The sequence below is a fragment of the Streptomyces sp. NPDC048612 genome (genome assembly GCF_043199295.1).
Taxonomy (GTDB): domain Bacteria; phylum Actinomycetota; class Actinomycetes; order Streptomycetales; family Streptomycetaceae; genus Streptomyces.
This window is the reverse complement of sequence record NZ_JBICVV010000008.1, coordinates 80,689-99,870: the sequence shown is the minus strand read 5'-3', so window position 1 is coordinate 99,870 and position 19,182 is coordinate 80,689. Positions and strand designations below refer to the sequence as shown.

The 19,182-nt window shown below is 73.1% G+C and carries 19 protein-coding genes; 3 read left to right on the top strand and 16 right to left on the bottom strand.

The window, feature by feature from the left end:
- Window positions 1–15 precede the first annotated feature (15 nt).
- The gene (locus tag ACGFN2_RS14870; protein ID WP_393360350.1) at window positions 16–1,680 is read left to right on the top strand and encodes a glycoside hydrolase family 13 protein; all 1,665 of its coding nucleotides are present in this window, start codon (window positions 16–18) and stop codon (window positions 1,678–1,680) included.
- A gap of 22 nt (window positions 1,681–1,702) precedes the next feature.
- Here ACGFN2_RS14870 and ACGFN2_RS14865 read toward each other — a convergent pair whose 3' ends face one another.
- The 15 genes from ACGFN2_RS14865 to ACGFN2_RS14795 form a co-directional block, all read right to left on the bottom strand.
- Window positions 1,703–2,473, bottom strand: a complete 771-nt coding sequence (locus tag ACGFN2_RS14865; protein ID WP_393360348.1) for a sirohydrochlorin chelatase — start codon at window positions 2,471–2,473, stop codon at window positions 1,703–1,705.
- Window positions 2,474–2,476: 3 nt separating this feature from the next.
- Window positions 2,477–3,409, bottom strand: coding sequence for an ABC transporter permease (locus ACGFN2_RS14860; RefSeq protein WP_362604899.1), 933 nt, complete (start codon window positions 3,407–3,409; stop codon window positions 2,477–2,479).
- Entirely contained in the window at window positions 3,396–4,202 is an 807-nt protein-coding gene (locus tag ACGFN2_RS14855; RefSeq protein WP_181018675.1) for an ABC transporter ATP-binding protein, read from the bottom strand. The genes ACGFN2_RS14860 and ACGFN2_RS14855 overlap by 14 nt, the downstream gene beginning before the upstream one ends.
- Before the next feature lie 38 nt (window positions 4,203–4,240).
- Window positions 4,241–5,350, bottom strand: coding sequence for an aliphatic sulfonate ABC transporter substrate-binding protein (locus ACGFN2_RS14850; protein ID WP_393360346.1), 1,110 nt, complete (start codon window positions 5,348–5,350; stop codon window positions 4,241–4,243).
- 212 nt (window positions 5,351–5,562) lie between these two features.
- Window positions 5,563–6,924, bottom strand: coding sequence for a sulfate adenylyltransferase subunit 1 (locus tag ACGFN2_RS14845; RefSeq protein ID WP_393360344.1), 1,362 nt, complete (start codon window positions 6,922–6,924; stop codon window positions 5,563–5,565).
- Between the two features lie 2 nt (window positions 6,925–6,926).
- A complete protein-coding gene (cysD, locus tag ACGFN2_RS14840; protein WP_393360342.1) occupies window positions 6,927–7,862 on the bottom strand; it encodes a sulfate adenylyltransferase subunit CysD in 936 nt (311 codons plus the stop codon).
- On the bottom strand, window positions 7,859–8,392 hold the full coding sequence (gene cysC / locus ACGFN2_RS14835) for an adenylyl-sulfate kinase (RefSeq protein WP_362605000.1): 534 nt from the start codon (window positions 8,390–8,392) through the stop codon (window positions 7,859–7,861). The genes cysD and cysC overlap by 4 nt, the downstream gene beginning before the upstream one ends.
- A gap of 20 nt (window positions 8,393–8,412) precedes the next feature.
- Window positions 8,413–9,105: a phosphoadenylyl-sulfate reductase gene (locus tag ACGFN2_RS14830; RefSeq protein ID WP_362604907.1), complete on the bottom strand. Its 693-nt coding sequence runs from the start codon at window positions 9,103–9,105 to the stop codon at window positions 8,413–8,415.
- A complete protein-coding gene (locus tag ACGFN2_RS14825) occupies window positions 9,102–9,305 on the bottom strand; it encodes a hypothetical protein (RefSeq protein WP_362604909.1) in 204 nt (67 codons plus the stop codon). The genes ACGFN2_RS14830 and ACGFN2_RS14825 overlap by 4 nt, the downstream gene beginning before the upstream one ends.
- On the bottom strand, window positions 9,302–10,999 hold the full coding sequence (locus ACGFN2_RS14820; protein WP_393360339.1) for a nitrite/sulfite reductase: 1,698 nt from the start codon (window positions 10,997–10,999) through the stop codon (window positions 9,302–9,304). The genes ACGFN2_RS14825 and ACGFN2_RS14820 overlap by 4 nt, the downstream gene beginning before the upstream one ends.
- A gap of 211 nt (window positions 11,000–11,210) precedes the next feature.
- On the bottom strand, window positions 11,211–11,294 hold the full coding sequence (locus ACGFN2_RS14815; RefSeq protein ID WP_350257049.1) for a putative leader peptide: 84 nt from the start codon (window positions 11,292–11,294) through the stop codon (window positions 11,211–11,213).
- A gap of 92 nt (window positions 11,295–11,386) precedes the next feature.
- Window positions 11,387–11,986 (bottom strand): GNAT family N-acetyltransferase, encoded by a 600-nt coding sequence (locus ACGFN2_RS14810; protein WP_393360337.1) that lies wholly within the window; start codon window positions 11,984–11,986, stop codon window positions 11,387–11,389.
- A gap of 217 nt (window positions 11,987–12,203) precedes the next feature.
- Complete coding sequence (locus ACGFN2_RS14805; RefSeq protein ID WP_393360335.1) at window positions 12,204–12,893, bottom strand: class F sortase; 690 nt, start codon at window positions 12,891–12,893, stop codon at window positions 12,204–12,206.
- A 133-nt stretch (window positions 12,894–13,026) separates the two neighbouring features.
- Window positions 13,027–13,887 (bottom strand): LLM class flavin-dependent oxidoreductase, encoded by an 861-nt coding sequence (locus tag ACGFN2_RS14800; RefSeq protein ID WP_393360333.1) that lies wholly within the window; start codon window positions 13,885–13,887, stop codon window positions 13,027–13,029.
- A 255-nt stretch (window positions 13,888–14,142) separates the two neighbouring features.
- Window positions 14,143–15,432, bottom strand: coding sequence for a GAF domain-containing protein (locus ACGFN2_RS14795; RefSeq protein WP_393360331.1), 1,290 nt, complete (start codon window positions 15,430–15,432; stop codon window positions 14,143–14,145).
- Window positions 15,433–15,707: 275 nt separating this feature from the next.
- Here ACGFN2_RS14795 and ACGFN2_RS14790 point away from each other — a divergent pair, with 275 nt between their 5' ends.
- The gene (locus tag ACGFN2_RS14790) at window positions 15,708–16,127 is read left to right on the top strand and encodes a hypothetical protein (protein ID WP_362604921.1); all 420 of its coding nucleotides are present in this window, start codon (window positions 15,708–15,710) and stop codon (window positions 16,125–16,127) included.
- A 153-nt stretch (window positions 16,128–16,280) separates the two neighbouring features.
- Here ACGFN2_RS14790 and ACGFN2_RS14785 read toward each other — a convergent pair whose 3' ends face one another.
- A complete protein-coding gene (locus tag ACGFN2_RS14785; RefSeq protein ID WP_362604923.1) occupies window positions 16,281–17,924 on the bottom strand; it encodes an acyl-CoA dehydrogenase family protein in 1,644 nt (547 codons plus the stop codon).
- A gap of 18 nt (window positions 17,925–17,942) precedes the next feature.
- Between ACGFN2_RS14785 and ACGFN2_RS14780 the strand changes: the two genes are divergently transcribed.
- Window positions 17,943–19,037 carry a YihY/virulence factor BrkB family protein gene (locus ACGFN2_RS14780; protein ID WP_393360329.1) on the top strand — a complete coding sequence of 365 codons (1,095 nt, stop codon included), beginning with the start codon at window positions 17,943–17,945 and terminating at the stop codon, window positions 19,035–19,037.
- Window positions 19,038–19,182 lie beyond the last annotated feature (145 nt).

The window sequence follows — 19,182 nt, the reverse complement described above, 5'->3', positions numbered from 1 at the left end:
CCGAAAGGCCTCCACGTGACCGCACAGCACCTCGACCCCGCCCGCGACACCACCGACTGGTGGCGGCAGGCCGTCGTCTACCAGGTGTATCCGCGCAGCTTCGCCGACTCCGACGGCGACGGCATCGGCGACCTCCCCGGGGTGACCTCCCGGCTGCCCTACCTCGCGGCCCTGGGGGTGGACGCCGTCTGGCTGAGCCCCTTCTACCCCTCGGAGCTGGCCGACGGCGGCTACGACGTCGCCGACTACCGCGATGTCGACCCGCGGCTGGGCACCCTCGACGACTTCGACGCCATGGTCGCCGAGGCACACCGGCTGGGCCTCAAGGTGATGGTGGACATCGTGCCCAACCACTCCTCCCATCAGCACGCGTGGTTCCAGGAGGCACTGCGCGCCGCGCCCGGCTCCGCCGCCCGCGAGCGCTACGTCTTCCGCGAGGGCAGGGGCGAGCACGGTGAACTGCCGCCCACCGACTGGGTCTCCTGCTTCGGCGGCCCCGCCTGGACCCGGCTGCCCGACGGCTGGTGGTACCTCCACCTCTTCGCCCCCGAGCAGCCCGACTTCAACTGGGACAACCCCGAGGTCCGCGCCGACTTCCGCACCACCCTGCGCTTCTGGTCCGACCGCGGCGTCGACGGCTTCCGGGTCGACGTGGCACACGGCCTGGCGAAGGACCTGGCCGCACCGCTCCGCGACATCGGCACCGTCGAGGGCTACACGCCCGGCGACCTGCCCGAGGACGGCAGCCACCCCTTCTGGGACCGCGACGGGGTGCACGACATCTTCCGCGACTGGCGCAAGGTCTTCAACGAGTACGACCCGCCCCGGGTCGCCGTAGCCGAGGCCTGGGTGCGCAGCTCCCGCCGCACCGCCTACGCCACTCCGCAGGAGCTGGGCCAGGCCTTCAACTTCGACTTCCTCAAGGCCTCGCTGGACGCGCCGGAGCTGCGTGCGTCCATCGACAGCGCGCTCGCCGACGCGCGGGCCGCCGGGGCGACCGCGACCTGGGTGCTCTCCAATCACGACGTGATCCGGCACGCCTCCCGCTACGGCATCCCCGACGGCCGCGACGAGGAGGCCTGGCTGCTCTCCGACGGCCGGGAGCCGGTCCTGGACCGGGAGTTCGGCCTGCGCCGGGCCCTGGCCGCCACCCTGCTCATGCTGGCACTGCCCGGCTCGGCCTATGTGTACCAGGGCGAGGAACTGGGCCTGCCCGAGGTCGCCGACCTCTCCCGCGACAGCCTCCAGGACCCGGTGTGGACCCGCAGCGGCGGCCGGCTCAAGGGCCGGGACGGCTGCCGGGTGCCGCTGCCCTGGCGGCGCGGGGGCAGCGCGTACGGATTCGGCAGCGGCGGCTCCTGGCTGCCGCAGCCGCCCGGCTGGGGCGAGCTGTCCGCCGAGGCGCAGGAGGGCGTGGCGTCCGCGCCCCTGGAGCTCTACCGCACGGCGCTGGCCACCCGCCGCCGACTGATGGCCGACGAGGCACTGGAGTGGGCCGACGAGGCCGCGACGGGCCGGGGCGTCCTGCACTTCCGCCGCTCGGGCGGCTGGGAGTGCGTGAGCAACCTGTCCGGCGAGCCCCGGCCGCTGCCGCCCGGCGAGCTGCTGCTGAGTTCCGCACCGGTCACCGGCGACGAGCTGCCACCGTGGACCACCGTCTGGCTGCGCACCGCGGGCTGAACCACCGCGCCCCGGGGACCTGTCAGGCGCTCAGCGCGGGCAGGTCCCCGCGGGCGTGCGCGCGCACCGCCCCGTCGTAGCGCCGCAGCAGCAGCCGGGCCAGCTCGGGCGCCGGTCCGAGCACGGGGGCCAGCAGGTCGGCGCGGGCCTCACGGGCACCCGCGGCGATCCGGTCCGGGAGGAACCCCGGAGCGATGACGTACGGCGCGACGGCCACCCGCCGCACGCCCTCGGCCCGCAGGGCCCGCACGGCGTCCGCGGTGCGGGGAAGAGATGCGGAGGCGAACGCAGGACGCACTGCGCACCAGCCGGCGGTGCGCCACCACTCCCGCGCGATGTGAGCGATCACTGCGCTCGCCTCCGGGTCGGAGGAGCCCGCCGAGGCCAGGACGACCCCGGTCGAGCGGCGGTCACCGGGCCGCAGCCCGGCTTCCTCCAGCCGGCGCTCCAGCGCGTCGGTCAGGAGGGGGGACGGGCCCAGCACCTCGGCCTGACGGATGGTCAGCAAGGGCAGCCGCGCGGCCGCCTCCCGCAGGACCGCCGGGATGTCCGACTTGGCGTGGAAGGCCCGGGTGAGCAGGAGCGGCAGCGCCACCACGTCCCGGCTCCCCTCGGCCGACAGCCGCTCCAGCACCCGCGGCACCCGGGGGGCGTTGAAGTCGAGGTAGCCGACCTCGACCCGCAGCCCCGGCCGCAGCGCCCGGACCCGCGCACAGAGCGCGGAGACGGTCGCCGCGTGCCGCGGGTCGCGGCTGCCGTGGGCGATGACGAGAAGCGTGGGGCGGGTGTCCATGGGTCAGCTCTTCACGAGGAGGCCGCGGCTGCGCAGCACCCGGCGTTCGACGGGGGCGAAGATCAGCAGCTCGATGCCGATGCCGACGATGAGGATGAGCAGGATGGCGGACAGCACCCAGGACATGTCCTGCAGCTCCCGGCCCTGCTCCAGCAGCTGGCCCAGGCCGGTGCCCAGGTCGGGCGCGTTCACGATGAGTTCGGCGGCCATCAGGGAACGCCAGGAGAACGCCCAGCCCTGCTTGAGCCCGGCGATGTAGCCCGGCAGCGCGGCGGGCAGCAGCACATGCCGGACCCCGGCGAGGCCCGTGGCACCGATGGTGCGGCCGGCCCGCAGGTAGAGCGGGGAGATCTGGTCGACCCCGGCCACCAGCCCGTTGGCGATGGACGGGACCGCGCCGAGCAGCACCACCGTGTAGATGGTGGCGTCGCTCAGCCCGAACCAGATGATCGCGGCCGGGACCCAGGCCACCGAGGGCAGGGACTGCAGCCCGCTCAGGATCGGCCCGATCGCGGCCCGTACGGCCTTGACCCGGGCGACGACCAGACCGAGCACCGTGCCGAGGGCCACCGAGGCCAGGAAGCCGAGCGCACCGCGCGAGACGCTGGTCCACACGAAGCTCAGCAGGGTGCCCTCCAGCCACTTCTGCTGGAGCGAGCGGCCCACGTCGACGGGGCTCGGCAGCAGGTAGTGCGGCTTGAGCTCGAAGTGGTAGGCGAGCTGCCACAGCCCGAGCACGATCGCGATGGCGATCAGCGGGGGGAACGCCTTCGAGACGGCGGTACGCAGCCAGGGCTGCCGGTCGACGACCCTGGATTCCAGGGCGTCGAGCCCGGCCTCCAGTCCGGCGATGTCCCCGGCGGTGCCGCCGGGGGTGCCGTCGGCGGTGTCGGTGTCCCCGGCGGCGGCCGGGGACTTGGTCTCAGTGCTGGCCATGGCGGCGGATCTCCCCACGGAGCTGTTCGGTGATCTCGATGGAAAGGTCGGCGACCGCGGCGTCCTCGATGCGGCGCGGCTGCGGGATGTCCACCCGCCACTCCCGGGCGATCCGGCCGGGGCGGGAGGACAGCAGGACCACCCGCTCGGCGAGCCGTACGGCCTCCCGGACGTTGTGGGTGACGAAGAGGACCGAGAGGTTCGTCTCGCGCCAGATGCGGGTCAGCTCGTCGTGCAGCACATCGCGGGTGATCGCGTCGAGCGCCGCGAACGGCTCGTCCATCAGCAGCAGCTGACTGTCCTGGGCGAGCGCACGGGCCATCGCGACCCGCTGGCGCATGCCGCCCGACAGCTCGTGCACCCGCTTGCCGTGGGCGCCCTTGAGCCGGACGAGTTCGAGCAGCCGCTCGGCCTCCTCGCGGCGCTCGGCGCGCGGCACCCCGCGCAGCCGCAGCGCCAGTTCGATGTTGCGGCCCGCGGTCAGCCACGGGAAGAGCGCGTGCTCCTGGAACATCAGGGCCGGCCGACCGCCCGGCGTCTCGATGGCGCCGGCGGACGGCGCGTCGAGGCCGGCCACCAGGTTGAGCAGGGTGGACTTGCCGCAGCCCGAGGCCCCCAGGATGCAGACGAATTCGCCGGGCGCCACATCGATGCTGATGTCGTCCAGGACATGCTGCTGTGCGCCGGTGCGGCCGAACGACTTCGAGACATGGTCGATGCGGGCCGCGTACGGCACGGTGGTGCCCGTGTCCGCCGTGGCGGGCTGCTGCTTGGTGAGCGTGGTGGTCGTCATCGGTGTCACCTCCTGGGGGAGTGCGTGCTGCGGGCGGGCTACTTGCTGCCGAGTCCGGCGTCGTCGACGGGCGGCTTGCCCTGGGACTTGAGCACCTTGTTCAGCAGGGTGAGGTCGTAGATGCCCTTGAGGTCGGGCTTCTTGAGCAGGCCCGCCTTGACGGCGTGGTCGGCCTCCTCCTGCAGGGTGGCGGCCAGCGGGTCGTCGGTGAGGTCGACGTTCCGGAACGCCGGGTCGATGACGTTCTGCGGCAGGGCCTTGCCGGCGACGTCCGAGGAGGAGAGCTTCTCGTTGAGGGCCTTCTTCGCCTCGGCCGGGTGCGAGCGAATCCAGGCGTTGGTCTTCACCGAGGCGCGCAGCACCGCCTCGACGGCCTTCGGGTGCTCCTTGAGGAACTTCTGCGAGACGATCATGTTCGTGATGACGAACTTCCCGTCCTTCCACAGCTTCTTCTCGTCCAGGATCGTCCGGCCGCCCTCGGCGACCAGCTTGGACGCGGTGGGCTCGGGAACCCAGGCGCCGTCGATGCCGCCCTGCTGGAAGACCGTGGGCGTCACCTTGTTGTCGGTGCGCTGGACGGTGACCTCGCCCTTGCCGGTGGTCGGGTCGACCTTGTAGCCCTTCCCGGCCAGGTAGTTGAGCAGCGCGACGTCCTGGGTGTTGCCCAGCTGCGGCGTCGCGATCGTCTTGCCCTTGAGGTCGTTGATGCCCTTGACCTTCTTGGGGTTGACCACCAGCGAGACACCGCCGGAGGCCGAACCCGAGATGATCTTCAGGCTCTTGCCGTGGGACTTGGCGTAGCCGTTGATCGCGGGGGAGGGGCCGATCCAGCCGATGTCGATGGCGCCCGAGTTGAGCGCCTCGATCTCCTCGGGGCCCGCGTTGAAGACGGAGGACTTGACCTCGGTGCCGCCCAGTTCCTTCTGGAACGTGCCGTTCTGGAGGCCGATCAGGGGAGTGGCGTGCGTGGTGTTGCCGAAGTACCCGATCGTCAGGTGATCGAGCCCGTCGGTCTTGGCGCCCTTGGGGGCGACACCGGCGGAGGTGTCCTTCTTGGCCTCGGAGCCGTAGCCGCAGGCGCCCAGCGCTCCTATCAGGAGCGGGACGGTCGCGGCGGCCGCCAGCAGGCGGTGTCGAACGGCAGACACGGGAGGAGGTCCTCTCGGAGGGCCGGGCGGTGCGCGCCCGTTACGGCGCGCCCGGCGAAGCTGTGGATCTTCGGAAGGGGGGCGTGGGGGGTACGGAGTGGAGCATCGTCAGCGCACACATCGGCCGACTCCGCCCTGCCCGCTGCCCAGGGCGCCGCTGCCGATGCGGCCGCCCTCCTTGGCGAAGGTCGAGAACACGTCCTGGAGCATGCTCAGAAGTCCCATCCCTCGTCGTCCGCCGCCTCGGCCCGGTCCGCTTCCGCCGCCTCGGCCGCCTCGGCGAAGGCGGTGCCCGCCATGCCCGCGGTCAGCGTCGTCCCGTCGGCCGGGTCGATCAGCAGGAAGGAGCCGGTGCGGCGGGAGTCGGCGTAGGCGTCCAGCGCCAGCGGCCCGGCCGTGCGCAGCACGATCCGCCCGATGTCGTTGGCGGCCAGCTCACCGGGCGCCGGGTGCTGGGAGAGGTCGTCGAGGGTCAGCCGGGACGGGATGTCCTTGACGATCGCCTTGACCGTGCGGGTGGTGTGCTTGAGCAGCACCCGCTGTCCGACGGTCAGCGGACGGTCCGCCACATGGCAGACGGTCGCCTCGATGTCCTGCGAGACGCCGGGCGCGGTGGCGGTCGGGGCGATCAGGTCGCCGCGCGAGATGTCCAGGTCGTCGGCGAGCCGGACGGTCACCGACTGCGGTGCCCAGGCGACGTCCACGGACTGGCCGAGGACGTCGAGCGCCTCGATGGTGCTCGTCCGGCCCGAGGGCAGCACGGTGACGGCCTCACCGACGCGCAGCACACCGGAGGCGACCTGGCCCGCGTAGCCGCGGTAGTCGGGGTGTTCGGCGGTCTGCGGACGGATCACGTACTGGACCGGGAAGCGGCCGGGGTCCTCCGAGGGGTCGGCGACGACCGGCACCGTCTCCAGGTGCTCCAGCACGGTCGGGCCGCCGTACCAGTCCATGTGGGCGGACGGCGACACCACGTTGTCGCCCGCCAGCGCCGAGATCGGGATCGCGGTGATCTCCGGGACGCCCAGCGAGGCCGCGTACGTCGTGAACTCCTCGGCGATGGCCGCGAAGACCGGCTCGGCGTAGTCGACCAGGTCCATCTTGTTGACGGCCAGGACGACGTGCGGGACGCGCAGCAGGGCGGCGACCGCGGCGTGCCGGCGGGTCTGCTCGACCACGCCGTTGCGGGCGTCGACCAGCACCACGGCCAGCTCGGCGGTGGAGGCGCCGGTGACCATGTTGCGGGTGTACTGCACATGCCCCGGGGTGTCCGCCAGGATGAAGCGGCGGCGCGGGGTGGCGAAGTAGCGGTAGGCGACGTCGATGGTGATGCCCTGCTCGCGCTCGGCGCGCAGTCCGTCGGTCAGCAGCGCCAGGTCGGGCGCCTCCTGCCCGCGGCTGCGGGAGGCGTGCTCGACGGCCTCCAGCTGGTCGGCGAGCACCGACTTGGAGTCGTGCAGCAGCCGTCCCACCAGGGTCGACTTGCCGTCGTCGACGGAGCCGGCGGTGGCGAAACGCAGCAGCGAGGTGGCACCCGTGGCCAGGGCGTCGATCGCACTCGTGGACGTGCTCATGGTTAGAAGTACCCCTCGCGCTTGCGGTCCTCCATGGCGGCCTCGGACATCTTGTCGTCGGCCCGGGTGGCGCCCCGTTCGGTGAGCCGGGAGGCGGCGATCTCGGTGATCACGGCCTCGATGGTGTCGGCGTCGGAGTCGACGGCGCCGGTGCAGGACATGTCGCCGACGGTGCGGTAGCGCACCTGCCGGGTCTCCAGGCGCTCGCCGTCCTTCGGGCCGCCCCACTCACCGGGCGCCAGCCACATGCCGTTGCGGGCGAAGACCTCGCGCTCGTGGGCGTAGTAGATGGCCGGCAGCTCGATCTTCTCGCGGGCGATGTACTGCCACACGTCCAGCTCGGTCCAGTTGGACAGCGGGAAGACCCGCACGTGCTCACCGGGGGAGTGCTTGCCGTTGTAGAGCTGCCACAGCTCGGGGCGCTGACGGCGCGGGTCCCAGCCGCCGAACTCGTCACGCAGCGAGAACACCCGCTCCTTGGCGCGCGCCTTCTCCTCGTCCCGGCGGCCGCCGCCGAAGACCGCGTCGAAGCGGTTCTTGTCGATGGCGTCCAGCAGCGGGACGGTCTGCAGCGGGTTACGGGTGCCGTCGGGGCGCTCGCGCAGCTCACCGCGGTCGATGAAGTCCTGCACGGAGGCGACGTGCAGCCGCAGCCCGTGCCGCTCCACCGTGCGGTCGCGGTAGTCGAGCACCTCGGGGAAGTTGTGCCCGGTGTCGACGTGCAGCAGTGAGAACGGCACCGCGGCCGGCGCGAACGCCTTCAGCGCGAGGTGCAGCATGACGATGGAGTCCTTGCCGCCGGAGAACAGGATCACCGGCCGCTCGAACTCCCCCGCCACCTCACGGAAGATGTGCACCGCCTCGGACTCCAGGGCGTCCAGATGCGACAGCGCGTAGGGGTTGTCGAGGTCGTCGGTCACGGCAGCGGTGGTGGTCATGCCAGTCCCCTCTCGGTGAGCAGCGTGTGCAGCGCCGCCGCGGACTCCTGCACGGTCTGGGTGTGCGACTCAAGACGCAGATCGGGCGACTCGGGGGCCTCGTACGGGTCGTCCACGCCGGTCAGCCCGGAGATCTCGCCCGCCGCCTGCTTGGCGTACAGGCCCTTCACGTCCCGCTCGGAGCAGACCTCGACGGGCGTCGCCACATGCACCTCCAGGTAGGCGGTGCCCTCGCTCTGGTGGCGCCTGCGCACCGCCTCGCGGCTGTCCGCGTACGGCGCGATCACCGGCACCAGCGCCTTGACGCCGTTGCTCGCCAGCAGTTCGGCCACGAAGCCGATGCGCTGCACGTTGGTGTGCCGGTCCGCGCGGGTGAACCCCAGGCCCGCGGACAGGAACTCGCGGATCTCGTCACCGTCGAGCACCTCGACCCGGTGGCCCTCGCCGCGCAGCCGGCCGGCCAGCTCGTGCGCGAGGGTCGTCTTGCCCGCGCTCGGCAGACCGGTCAGCCAGATCGTGGCGCCCGTCATGGATATCTCCTGATGCTCGGTCATCCGTGCAGCCCGCACTCGGTCTTGTTGCTGCCGGCCCAGCGGCCGGCCCTGGCGTCCTCGCCCTCCAGCACCCGGCGGGTGCAGGGCGCGCAGCCGACGGAGGCGTAGCCGTCCGTCAGCAGCGGGTTGGTGAGCACCCCGTGCTCCGCCACGTACGCGTCCACGTCGGCCTGCGTCCAGCGGGCGATCGGCGAGACCTTCACCTTCCGCCGCCTGGGGTCCCAGCCGACGACCGGGGTGTTCGCCCGGGTCGGCGACTCGTCCCGGCGCAGCCCCGTCGCCCAGGCGTCGTACCCGGCCAGGCCCTCTTCCAGGGGCTTGACCTTCCGCAGCGCGCAGCACAGGTCGGGGTCGCGGTCATGCAGCTTCGGGCCGTGCTCGGCGTCCTGCTCGGCCACCGTCTGCCGCGGCGTCAGGGTGAGGACGTTGACGTCCATCACCTCGGCCACGGCGTCCCGGGTCCCGAGGGTCTCCGGGAAGTGGTAGCCGGTGTCCAGGAAGACCACGTCGACGCCCGGGAAGGCCCGCGAGGCCAGGTGCGCGACGACCGCGTCCTCCATCGAGGAGGTGACGCAGAAGCGCGGACCGAAGGTCTCGGCGGCCCAGGCGAGGATCTCCAGGGCGGGCGCGTCCTCCAGGTCGCGGCCCGCCTGCTCGGCCAGCTGCTGAAGGTCGGTAGCGGTGGTCACGAGGTACCTCCGTCGGAAGCGGAAGGGGTCCCGCCGGTGCCGCCCGGCGCCAGCAGGCCCAGGAACTTCAGCCGGAACGCCCGGCTGCAGGCCCGGCATTCCCAGGCGGCGCCCTGCCGGGGAGGGGAAGCCTCCTCGGAGGGCCGCAGGTCCTCGTCGCCGCAGTACGGGCAGTAGAACGGCGCCGCACGCTCACTCACTTCAGCGCACCTTCTTCCGCACGGGCCGCCCAGGTGGCGAAGCGCTCGCCCTCCTCGCGCTGCGCGTCGAAGTTGCGCAGCACCCGCTCGACGTAGTCGGGGAGTTCGTCGGCGGTGACCTTCAGGCCGCGGACCTTGCGGCCGAAACCGGCCTCCAGACCCAGCGCGCCGCCCAGGTGCACCTGGTAGCCCTCGACCTGGTTGCCGTCGTCGTCCAGGACCAGCTGGCCCTTGAGACCGATGTCCGCGACCTGGATACGGGCGCAGGCGTTGGGGCAGCCGTTGAGGTTGATGGTGACGGGCTCCTGGAAGTCCGGCATCCGGCGCTCCAGTTCGTCGATGAGCGAGGCACCGCGGCCCTTGGTCTCGACGATGGCGAGCTTGCAGAACTCGATGCCGGTGCAGGCCATCGTGCCGCGCCGGAACGGGGACGGCTGGACCCGGAGGTCGAGCGCCTCCAGTCCGGAGACCAGCGAGTTCACCTGCGACTCGTCGATGTCCAGCACGATCATCTTCTGCTCGGCCGTGGTGCGCAGCCGGCCGGAGCCGTGCTCCGCCGCCAGTTCGGCGATCTTGGTGAGGGTGGCGCCGTCCACCCGGCCCACGCGCGGGGCGAAGCCCACGTAGTAGCGGCCGTCGTTCTGCTGGTGCACGCCGACGTGATCGCGCCACCGCTGGTCGGGCTGGGCCGGCGCGGGGCCGTCGGTGAGCTTGCGGTGGAGGTACTCGTCCTCCAGCACCTGACGGAACTTCTCCGGGCCCCAGTCGGCCACCAGGAACTTCAGCCGGGCGCGGGTGCGCAGCCGGCGGTAGCCGTAGTCACGGAAGATCGAGATGACGCCTTCGTAGACATCGGCGGCCTCGTCACGGGAGACCCAGGCGCCCAGCCGGACACCGAGCTTGGGGTTGGTGGAGAGTCCGCCGCCGACCCACACGTCGAAGCCGGGGCCGTGCTCGGGGTGTTCGACGCCGACGAAGGAGATGTCGTTGATCTCGTGTGCCACGTCCAGCAGGGGCGAACCGGAGACCGCGGACTTGAACTTGCGCGGCAGGTTGGAGAACTCCGGGTTGCCGATGATCCGGCGCTGGATCTCCTCGATGACCGGCGTGCCGTCGATGATCTCGTTCTCGGCGATACCGGCGACCGGGGAGCCGAGGATCACGCGCGGAGTGTCACCGCACGCCTCGGTGGTGGACAGGCCGACGGCCTCCAGCCGCTGCCAGATCTCCGGGACGTCCTCGATGCGAATCCAGTGGTACTGGACGTTCTGCCGGTCGGTGATGTCCGCGGTGCCGCGGGCGAACTCCTGCGAGATCTCGCCGATCACCCGCAGCTGGTCGGTGGTCAGCCGTCCGCCGTCGATGCGGACCCGCAGCATGAAGTACTTGTCGTCCAGCTCCTCCGGCTCCAGGATCGCGGTCTTGCCGCCGTCGATCCCGGGCTTGCGCTGGGTGTACAGGCCCCACCAACGCATCCGCCCGCGCAGGTCGTTGGGGTCGATCGAGTCGAAACCGGCCTTGGAGTAGATCGTCTCAATGCGTGTCCGCACATTGAGACCGTCGTCGTCCTTCTTGAACTGCTCGTTGCCGTTGAGGGGCGTGTGGTGGCCAACGGCCCACTGGCCCTCACCGCGGTGGCGTCCGGCCTTGCGGCGGGTCGTGGCAGCTGCGGGGACTTCGGAGGAGGCGGCCATGGGTGTACGTCCTTCTGGGCGGGCTCAAGGGTCGGGACGATCGCCGGACACACGACGACCTGCGCGGACACACCGAAAGGCGGCGCGTGGCAACGCGTCGGGGAGGTCTGCGGGTCAAGGGGGTGTCAGCGCGTCCGCGACGATGGGGACGGCGTGAGATGCGGTGCTGCTGGGCGCTGCCGGGGGCGGGGAGCCCCTGGTGGAGGCAGCCTCAGCCCGCCCGACAAATGGCGCTGGACATGCGGCCGAGGTCGACGTGCCGCCGACTCACCAAGGCAATTCCAGCTCGAGACATGACGGAAGCCTGGCACGCCGTTCTCCGGCCAGTCCACCGTCATCCATTATTCGGACAACTCTGTCCCGCATGGCGAGACGGTGTGCTGTCGGTCACTCTCCGGCGGGACGGCCGGCCGTCACCGGACCCGCGCCGGGCCACGGTCCGGGAACCGGTGTCTCGGGCTCGTCGGCGACCGTGGTCTCGTACAGCCGGAAGCCGCGCCGCTGGTAGTTCGCCATCGCGTGCGGGCCGTCCTTGCTGCACGTGTGCAGCCACACCCGCTTGGTCGGCGTCCGCCCCGGCCACCGTACGGCCAGGTCCCAGGCCCGCTCGACCCCGTACGAGAGCAGCTGGCCACCGATCCGGCGCCCCTGGAACGCCGGTATCAGCCCGAAGTAGGTGATCTCCACGGAGCCGTCCGCCTCCGCCGCCAGCTCGATGAACCCGGCGGGCGTCCCGCGCTCGTACGCCACCCAGGTCTCCACGCCCGGCCGCCCGAGGAACTCCGCCCACTGGGCGTACGACCAGGTCAGCCGGTCGGTCCAGAGGATGTCCCCGCCCACCGCCGTGTAGAGGAAGCGGCTGAACTCGGGCGACGGCACCTCGGCGCGGACGATCCGGACACCCTGTCCGGCCGGCGGCGCCTGGGCGGGAGCCAGGTCGGCGGGCGAGGTCTGCTCAAGGTGCCAGGTGGTGACCGAGATGCTCATGCGGCCAGCACATCACACCGGCGCCCGGACACCGGGCGCAGCCCGCCGGGGATGGGGTACGGCGGAGGTAGGGGCGAGGGGGGCAGGGGGTGTGCGGGAGCGGTGCCCGGCCGCCGAGGACCGGGCGCGTCCCGCATCGTGAGACACCGGTTCACTTAGTGGGGCACCCCGGCCCGCCGGACCCTCCCCGGCTCCCCAGCTCCCCAGCTCCCTGGGGTCACCGGCCCGGCGGCTCCCCCTGCCCAGATCCCGTCATCCTGGCGAAGACCACCACATTGCCCGCGTAGCCGGAGCCCGCCGTGTAGGCGCCGCCGCAGGTCAGCACGCGCAGCTCGGGACGGCCCGTGGTGCCGTAGACCTTCCGGGACGGGAACTTCCGCTTGTCGAAGACCTGGGTGCCGTAGACCTCGAAGACCGCGGTCCGCCCGTCCTCGCGGGTCACCCGGATCGCCCGGCCCTTCTCCAGCGCGCCCAGCCCGTAGAAGACCGCGGGCCCGCTGCGGCTGTCGACATGCCCGACGATCACGGCGGTGCCGTTCTCCCCCGGCGTCGGCGCGTCCGCGTACCAGCCCGCCAGCCCGGGGTCCTCGGCCGGCGGGGCCTCGATCCCGCCGCGCTCGTCCAGGCCCAGCGGCATCAGCGCGGCCGAGACGTCGAGCGAGGGAATCGCCACGCGGGCCGGGGCGGAACGGGGCAGCGGCGGCGGTGGCGGGCCGGCGGGCGGAAGATCGCCGGGGAAGAGCGCCGAACCGGCTGCCGGCTGCGGCGGCCCGTCCGCCTCACCGGACAGCCCCTGCCGCACCATGCCGAGGCCGACGAGACCGGCCAGCGCCAGCGCGCCCCACCGGGGCCGACGCGGGGCCGCCGGCTCCCCGGGCGCCGCGTCCGGCGGGCCTGGCGGGCTCATCACTCACCTCCCGCGGCCGCGCGTCCGGGAGGCACGCGGCCCGCAGTCGGCACGCTAGGCGGGCCCCGGCCCGCCAGCGACAGCAGCCGGGCGAACGGGTGGCGGGGGAGGGATCGCCCCCGCCCCCGCCCCGCTACGCGCCCCGGAACACCGCCCCCGCCAGCCGCTCGACCTGGTCCGGGTCGGGGGACCAGCAGTAGAGCATCACCTCGTCCGCGCCGATCGCGCGGAACGCGGCCACCGCCTCGCGGATCTGCTGCCCCGAGGTGAGCAGGCCGTTGACCACGTGGTCGGTGTAGCTGTCCGGCGCGTAGTAGGCGCGCAGTTCCGCGCGGGCGCGGTCGAGGGTCGGCTGCGGGCCGAGTGCGGCGTTGACCTGGGCCAGCAGCCGCGGGCGGCCCGGGCGTCCGGCCCGGTCCCAGGCGTCCTCCACCTGGCGGAAGAGCGGCTCCATGTGTCCGGGCGGCAGTGCGGCGCCGAGAAAGCCGTCGCCCCAGCGCGCGACCCGTTCCAGCGCGGCGGGCACGAAACCGCCGAACAGCACCTCGGGTCCGCCGGGCCGCGCCGGGGCGGGGCCGACCGGGCCGACGTCAGCGGAGAGCGGCTCACCGGACCAGAGCCGCCGCAGGGTCGCCATCTGCGCGTCGAGCCGCCGGCCGCGGGTGCGCAGGTCGACCCCGGCGGCCAGGTAGTCGTCGTCCCGGCCGCCGATGCCGATGCCGAGGGTGAAGCGGGAGCCGGACAGTACATCGAGTGTGGCGGCCTGCTTGGCGAGCAGCGCCGTGCGGTGCAGCGGGGCGAGCAGTACCTCGGTCTGCAGCCGAATCCGGGAGGTGGCGCCGGCCAGGGCGGCCAGCGTGACCAGCGGCTCGGGGTTGGCGCACACCAGCCGGTCGAGGAGGGCGACGGTGCTGAACGGGGTGGCTTCGGCGCGCCGGGCCCAGCTCAGCAGCTGTGCGGGGTCGCCGATGGGAAGGCCAAGGCCTACGGACATGGTGGGGTCCTCCAGAAGAGCATGCGGGCATGCGTGAACACGGATCGTCGTGTCGCCCGCTCGTTCGGCTCCGCACGTGCGAGGCGCGCGGGGCTGCTCCCGTTCTGCGACGTCCTTCTGGAGAGCTGCTTCAGAGCACCGTCACTCTAGGAGCGGGCGTCGCGGCACCGCACCCTGTTTTTCCCGTACCGGTCCACGGGGGACTTCCGCCGAACGCTCCCCTCCCCGGCTACCGGCGTTCCCTGCGGGACGGCCTCAACCCCGCCGCGCCGCAGTCACCGCCGGAGCCAGTGACTGCGGCAGCAGATGCACCGGCTGTGGCGGCAGCCGGAGTTCGACCTCCACCCCGTCCGTGAAGCGGTACGGCCGGTGTGCCAGCACGCTCGGGAGATGGCGGCGCAGCCGGGACAGCTCCGCGCGCACCGTGACCGTGCGGCTGTCGTCGCCGAACAGGTCCCGGGCGAGTTCGGCGGCGCTGCGCCCCTGCGGATGCGCGGCCAGCACGAACAGCAGCTCGGCATGGCGCGGCGTCAGCTCGTGCGACCAGCTGCCGGCCGGTCCGCTGACGGTGACCGTCGAACCGGCCCGGCCGCTGACGTCCAGCACCACCCGGCTCGGCCCGGTGTCCCGCTCCCGCTGTCCGACGCGGATCAGCCAGCCGCCGGGCAGCGGCTCCAGGGCGCACATGCCGTAGCGCGGCAGCCACAGCGGCCCGGCCTCGGGCGGCTTGGGCAGCGCCACCCGGTCCGGTGGGGTCAGGCCCGTCACCCCCACCACCCAGCCGTTCGGGTCGACGGCCAGCGCCCGGCCGCCGATCCGCGCCAGCACCGGCGCCGCGGTCGACCGCAGCCGCTCCAGGGTGAGCTGATGGCGGGTGTGCAGCTCACCCTCGGCGAGCCGGGCGACCGCGGACACCAGGGACAGCGTCGTGGGGTGGAAGCCGGGCGCCGGGCCGCTGACGTCCACGGTGCCCAACAGCCGTCCGTCGCGCGGGTCGTGGAGCGGCGCCGCGGCACAGGTCCACTGGCGGTGACTGCGGACGTAGTGCTCGGCGGAGTGCACCAGCACCGGACGGCGGGCCACCAGCGCGGTGCCGATGGCGTTGGTGCCGACGACGTCCTCCGCCCAGTCGGCGCCCTTGTCGAAGCCCAGCCGGTCGGCCATCCGCCGGACCGGCGCGCTGCCCTCCCGCCACAGCACCCGGCCCTCGGCATCGGTGACGACCATGATCTGCTGCGCGGCGTCGGCCGCCGCCAGCAGCCCCTCGTTGAGCACCGGCAGCACCGGCGCCAGCCCGGAACTCTGCCGGCGGTGCTCCAACTCCGCGACGGGCAGCAGGCTTTGGGGCCGGTCGCGGTCCGGGTCCACGCCCGAGACCCGTACCCGGCGCCAGGACTCACCGATGAGCGCCCGGGGCGCGCCGGACGGACCGTCGGACGGTGCCTCGCCCCCGAGTACGGCGTCCCGGACCGAGGCGAGGCGGTGCGCGGTCACCCGGATGTCCTGGGCCGACCAGATGGCACTGTCGATCGGTCTGTCGCTCACACTGCTCTCCGTTGTGCACTGTCCCGGGGCCGCGGCCCCTCGTGCCGTCACCAGGCAGTCCTGGAACGGCCATTGTCCAGGTCCGTACCGGCGCACTGCAACGGACTGCAACCGTTGTGGCCCATGACGCGTTCCCGGGAATCTGGGCGCAGCGGCCGATGGTGCCCCGCCACTGCGGGTTCGCCGGTCACCCGTCGGGGAACCCGCCGGCAGCGCCGGGGACGCCATCGGCCGCCGTGTGTGATGTCGGCAGTGCGGGGAGGGGACCCACCAGGATGGCCGCTGCCCCGCGCGTCGTGGTGATCGGAGCGGACGAGGGCGTACGCGGTGTGCGTGCGGCCCGGCTGGCGGAGCACTACGGGATTCCCCGGCTGCCCGCCGTCGACCTGCTGATCAGGCGTCAGCCGCTGCCCGCCGAAGGCTATGTGATCGACGGCGCCCCGCAGCTCCTGGACCGGGTGGCGGGCACCGGCGGTCTGCTGCCCGCGCTGGCCTTCGCCGACCTCGTCGTGCTGCTGCTCGGCGCGGAGTGGAGCGGCGACGACGAGGCCTGCCGGGTGCTGCGCTACTACGAGGCGCGCGGGGTGCTGCTCGCCTTCCCGCCGGACGCACCGGACGGCGACATCGTCGTGGCCATCGACGCGGCGGCGCGCGGGCGCACCGCGGACCCGCCGGAACGTCCCGGCCGCCCCTGAGACCGGGGAGCGGTGCCGGGTCGGCGCGGCACCGCTCCCTGACCGGCGCGGCGGCGGCAACCCCCTGTCCCCGCCTGCTCCGTGCGGCAAGGCCCGGAGCCGGCGGGGAGCCGCCGCCGCGTCGCTGACCGGCCGGTCCGGCGCCGGCGCCGCTCAGCGGCCGACCACCGGCCGGGCCCGCTCCACCACCGCCGCCAGGTCCAGGGTGTGCGGCAGTGTGCCGAACGCTGCGCCGGCGTCGCCGCCGAGCCGGGAGGCGCAGAACGCGTCCGCGACCTCCGGCGTCGCGTGGCGCACCAGCAGCGACCCCTGGAGCACCAGCGCCATCCGTTCCACCAGCCGCCGGGCCCGCGCCTCGATGCCCTCCAGGTCGGCGAGTTCGGTGAGCATCCCCTTGATCGCCCGGTCCAGCCGGTGGTCCGCGCCCCGCGCCGCCCCGATCTCGGTCAGGAACGCGTTCAGCGCCTCGGGCTCGCGCCGCAGCGCCCGCAGGACGTCCAGCGCCTGGACATTGCCGGCGCCCTCCCAGATCGAGTTGAGCGGCGCCTCACGCAGCAGCCGCGGCAGCCCCGACTCCTCCACGTAGCCGTTGCCGCCCAGGCACTCCAGCGCCTCGGCCACCATCGGGGTGCACCGCTTGGTCACCCAGTACTTCGCCGCCGGGACCGCCAGCCGCAGAAAGTGCCGGTCCCGCTCGGTGTCACCGTCGTACGCCGCCGCCAGCCGCAGCGCGAGCGTGGTGGCCGCCTCCGACTCCAGTGCCAGGTCGGCCAGCACATTGCGCATCAGCGGCTTGTCGATCAGCGGGCCGCCGAACGCCTCCCGGTGTGCGGTGTGGTGCACCGCCTGCGCCACCGCCTGCCGCATCACCGCCGCCGACGCGCTGACACAGTCCAGCCGGGTCGCCGCGACCATCTCGATGATCGTCGCCACCCCGCGGCCCTCCTCGCCGACCCGGCGCGCCCAGGTCCGCCCGTCGAACTCGACCTCCGCCGAGGCGTTCGAGCGGTTGCCGAGCTTGTCCTTGAGCCGCTGGATGCGGAAGGCGTTACGGCTGCCGTCCGGCAGCACCCGCGGCAGCAGGAAGCAGGTCAGCCCCCCAGGCGCCTGCGCCAGCACCAGGAAGGCGTCCGACATCGGCGCCGAACAGAACCACTTGTGCCCGGTGAGCACATACTCGCCGGGCGCGGCCAGCGGCTCGGCGCGAGTGGTGTTGGCCCGTACGTCGCTGCCGCCCTGCTTCTCCGTCATGGCCATCCCGGCCAGCGCGCCGCCCTTCCTGGCGACCGGCCGCAGCTCCCGCTCGTACACCCGGGAGGTCAGCAGCGGCTCCCATTCGGCCGCCAGCTCCGGCTCGGCGCGCAGCGCGGGCACCGCCGCATGGGTCATCGACACCGGACAGCCGTGCCCCGCCTCGGCCTGGGTCCACACGATGAAGCCGGCGGTGCGGCGGACATGGCCGTCCGGCCGGGACCAGGCGTCGGTCAGTCCGGCGGTGACGGCGTGGCCGAGCAGCCGGTGCCAGGCCGGGTGGAACTCGACCTCGTCGATGCGGTGGCCGTAGCGGTCGTGGGTGCGCAGCACCGGGGGATGGGTGTCGGCCTGTTCGGCCCACCGCCGGGCGTGCGCGGAGCCGGCCGCCTTGCCCAGCGTGCCCAGCTCCTCGCGCACCTCGTCGAGCCGTTCGGGGGCGATGTACCGGGTGATGCCCTCCGTGAGGGCCGGGTCGTTCGCGAAGACGTCATAGCCGACCAGCGGCGGGGGCTGGTTCGTGACCGTGTGAGTGGTGGCTGCCATGCCGGATACGGTAAGGAGGTGCAGCAGGAGAACGAACCAACCGAGTGGCCCGCGGGCCGTCTGACCAAGGCCCGCGCCCTCTACCGCAATGTCTCCAAGCGCCGGCTGGCCTGGCTCCTGCTCAAGGACACCGTCCACTCCTGCATGAAGTACCGGGTCACCGGTCTGGCCGCCGAGGCCGCGTTCTGGAGTCTGCTGTCGCTGCCTCCGCTGATCCTCGGGCTGCTGGGCGTGCTCGGCTACACGGACGCCTGGATCGGCCACGACACCATCGACAGCGTCCGGCAGCGCATCCTCCAGGGCGCCGGCACCGTGCTGTCCGACAAGGGCGTGAACGAGATCGCCCGGCCGCTGCTCAACGACGTCTTCACCGGCCGCCGCCCGGATGTCATCTCCTTCGGCTTCGCCATCGCGCTGTGGTCCGGCTCCCGGGCGATGAACGTCTTCGTCGACACCATCACCATCATGTACGGGCTCGACGGGCGCCGCGGCATCGTCCGGACCCGGCTGCTGGCGTTCCTGCTCTACCTCGCCGCGCTGCTCGTCGGCGCCGTCGCGCTGCCGCTGATGGTGGCCGGCCCCGACACCGTGGTGAGCTGGCTGCCCGCGAGCGAGCACATCATCCGCGCGCTGTACTGGCCGGTCGTCCTGCTGCTGTCGGTCGCCTTCCTGACCACCCTCTACCACGCCTCCGTACCCGTCCGCTCACCCTGGCCGGAGGACATCCCCGGCGCGGTCGCCGCCCTCGGCATGTGGCTGCTCGGCAGCTTCCTCCTGCGCCTCTACCTCACCTCGACGGTCGAGGGCCCCACGATCTACGGCTCCCTGGCCGCCCCCGTGGCCGTCCTCCTCTGGATCGGCGTCTCCGCCTTCGCGGTCCTGGTCGGCGCCGCCATGAACGCCTCCCTCGACCGCGTCTGGCCCTCGGTCGCCACCGCCGCGGCCCGCGAGGAAATCGCCCGCCGGGCGGCGGCGAAGGGCGGGTCGGCGGGGGAGACCGAGGGCGCTTCCGACGCGGAGGAGGGGGACGCGGACGAGGGCGGTCACGGGGACACGGACGCGGACGCGGACGGGGACAGGGACGGTCACGGTGACGGGGGCGGCGAGGGCTGAGCCGGCCGGGGCCGGGAGCACATCAGCCGCCCGGCCCGACCCGCTCGGCCCGCACCATGTGGTGTGGTGCGGGCCGTTCTGCCCGGCTCCTCGCCGCTACCCCTCGGGTGGACGAGCGCGCGCCCCGGCAAGAGGCCCCTACCTG

Excerpts from the sequence above, each read along its gene's own strand:
- ACGFN2_RS14790 (WP_362604921.1), top strand. The coding sequence starts at position 15,708 with ATGGCCGCTGCCCCGCGCGTCGTGGTGATCGGAGCGGACGAGGGCGTA.
- ACGFN2_RS14855 (WP_181018675.1), bottom strand. The coding sequence starts at position 4,202 with ATGACGACCACCACGCTCACCAAGCAGCAGCCCGCCACGGCGGACACG.
- ACGFN2_RS14815 (WP_350257049.1), bottom strand. The coding sequence starts at position 11,294 with ATGTCTCGAGCTGGAATTGCCTTGGTGAGTCGGCGGCACGTCGACCTC.
- ACGFN2_RS14785 (WP_362604923.1), bottom strand. The coding sequence starts at position 17,924 with ATGGCAGCCACCACTCACACGGTCACGAACCAGCCCCCGCCGCTGGTC.
- ACGFN2_RS14810 (WP_393360337.1), bottom strand. The coding sequence starts at position 11,986 with ATGAGCATCTCGGTCACCACCTGGCACCTTGAGCAGACCTCGCCCGCC.
- ACGFN2_RS14845 (WP_393360344.1), bottom strand. The coding sequence starts at position 6,924 with ATGAGCACGTCCACGAGTGCGATCGACGCCCTGGCCACGGGTGCCACC.
- ACGFN2_RS14805 (WP_393360335.1), bottom strand. The coding sequence starts at position 12,893 with ATGAGCCCGCCAGGCCCGCCGGACGCGGCGCCCGGGGAGCCGGCGGCC.
- cysC (WP_362605000.1), bottom strand. The coding sequence starts at position 8,392 with ATGACGGGCGCCACGATCTGGCTGACCGGTCTGCCGAGCGCGGGCAAG.
- ACGFN2_RS14865 (WP_393360348.1), bottom strand. The coding sequence starts at position 2,473 with ATGGACACCCGCCCCACGCTTCTCGTCATCGCCCACGGCAGCCGCGAC.
- ACGFN2_RS14860 (WP_362604899.1), bottom strand. The coding sequence starts at position 3,409 with ATGGCCAGCACTGAGACCAAGTCCCCGGCCGCCGCCGGGGACACCGAC.
- ACGFN2_RS14800 (WP_393360333.1), bottom strand. The coding sequence starts at position 13,887 with ATGTCCGTAGGCCTTGGCCTTCCCATCGGCGACCCCGCACAGCTGCTG.
- ACGFN2_RS14820 (WP_393360339.1), bottom strand. The coding sequence starts at position 10,999 with ATGGCCGCCTCCTCCGAAGTCCCCGCAGCTGCCACGACCCGCCGCAAG.
- cysD (WP_393360342.1), bottom strand. The coding sequence starts at position 7,862 with ATGACCACCACCGCTGCCGTGACCGACGACCTCGACAACCCCTACGCG.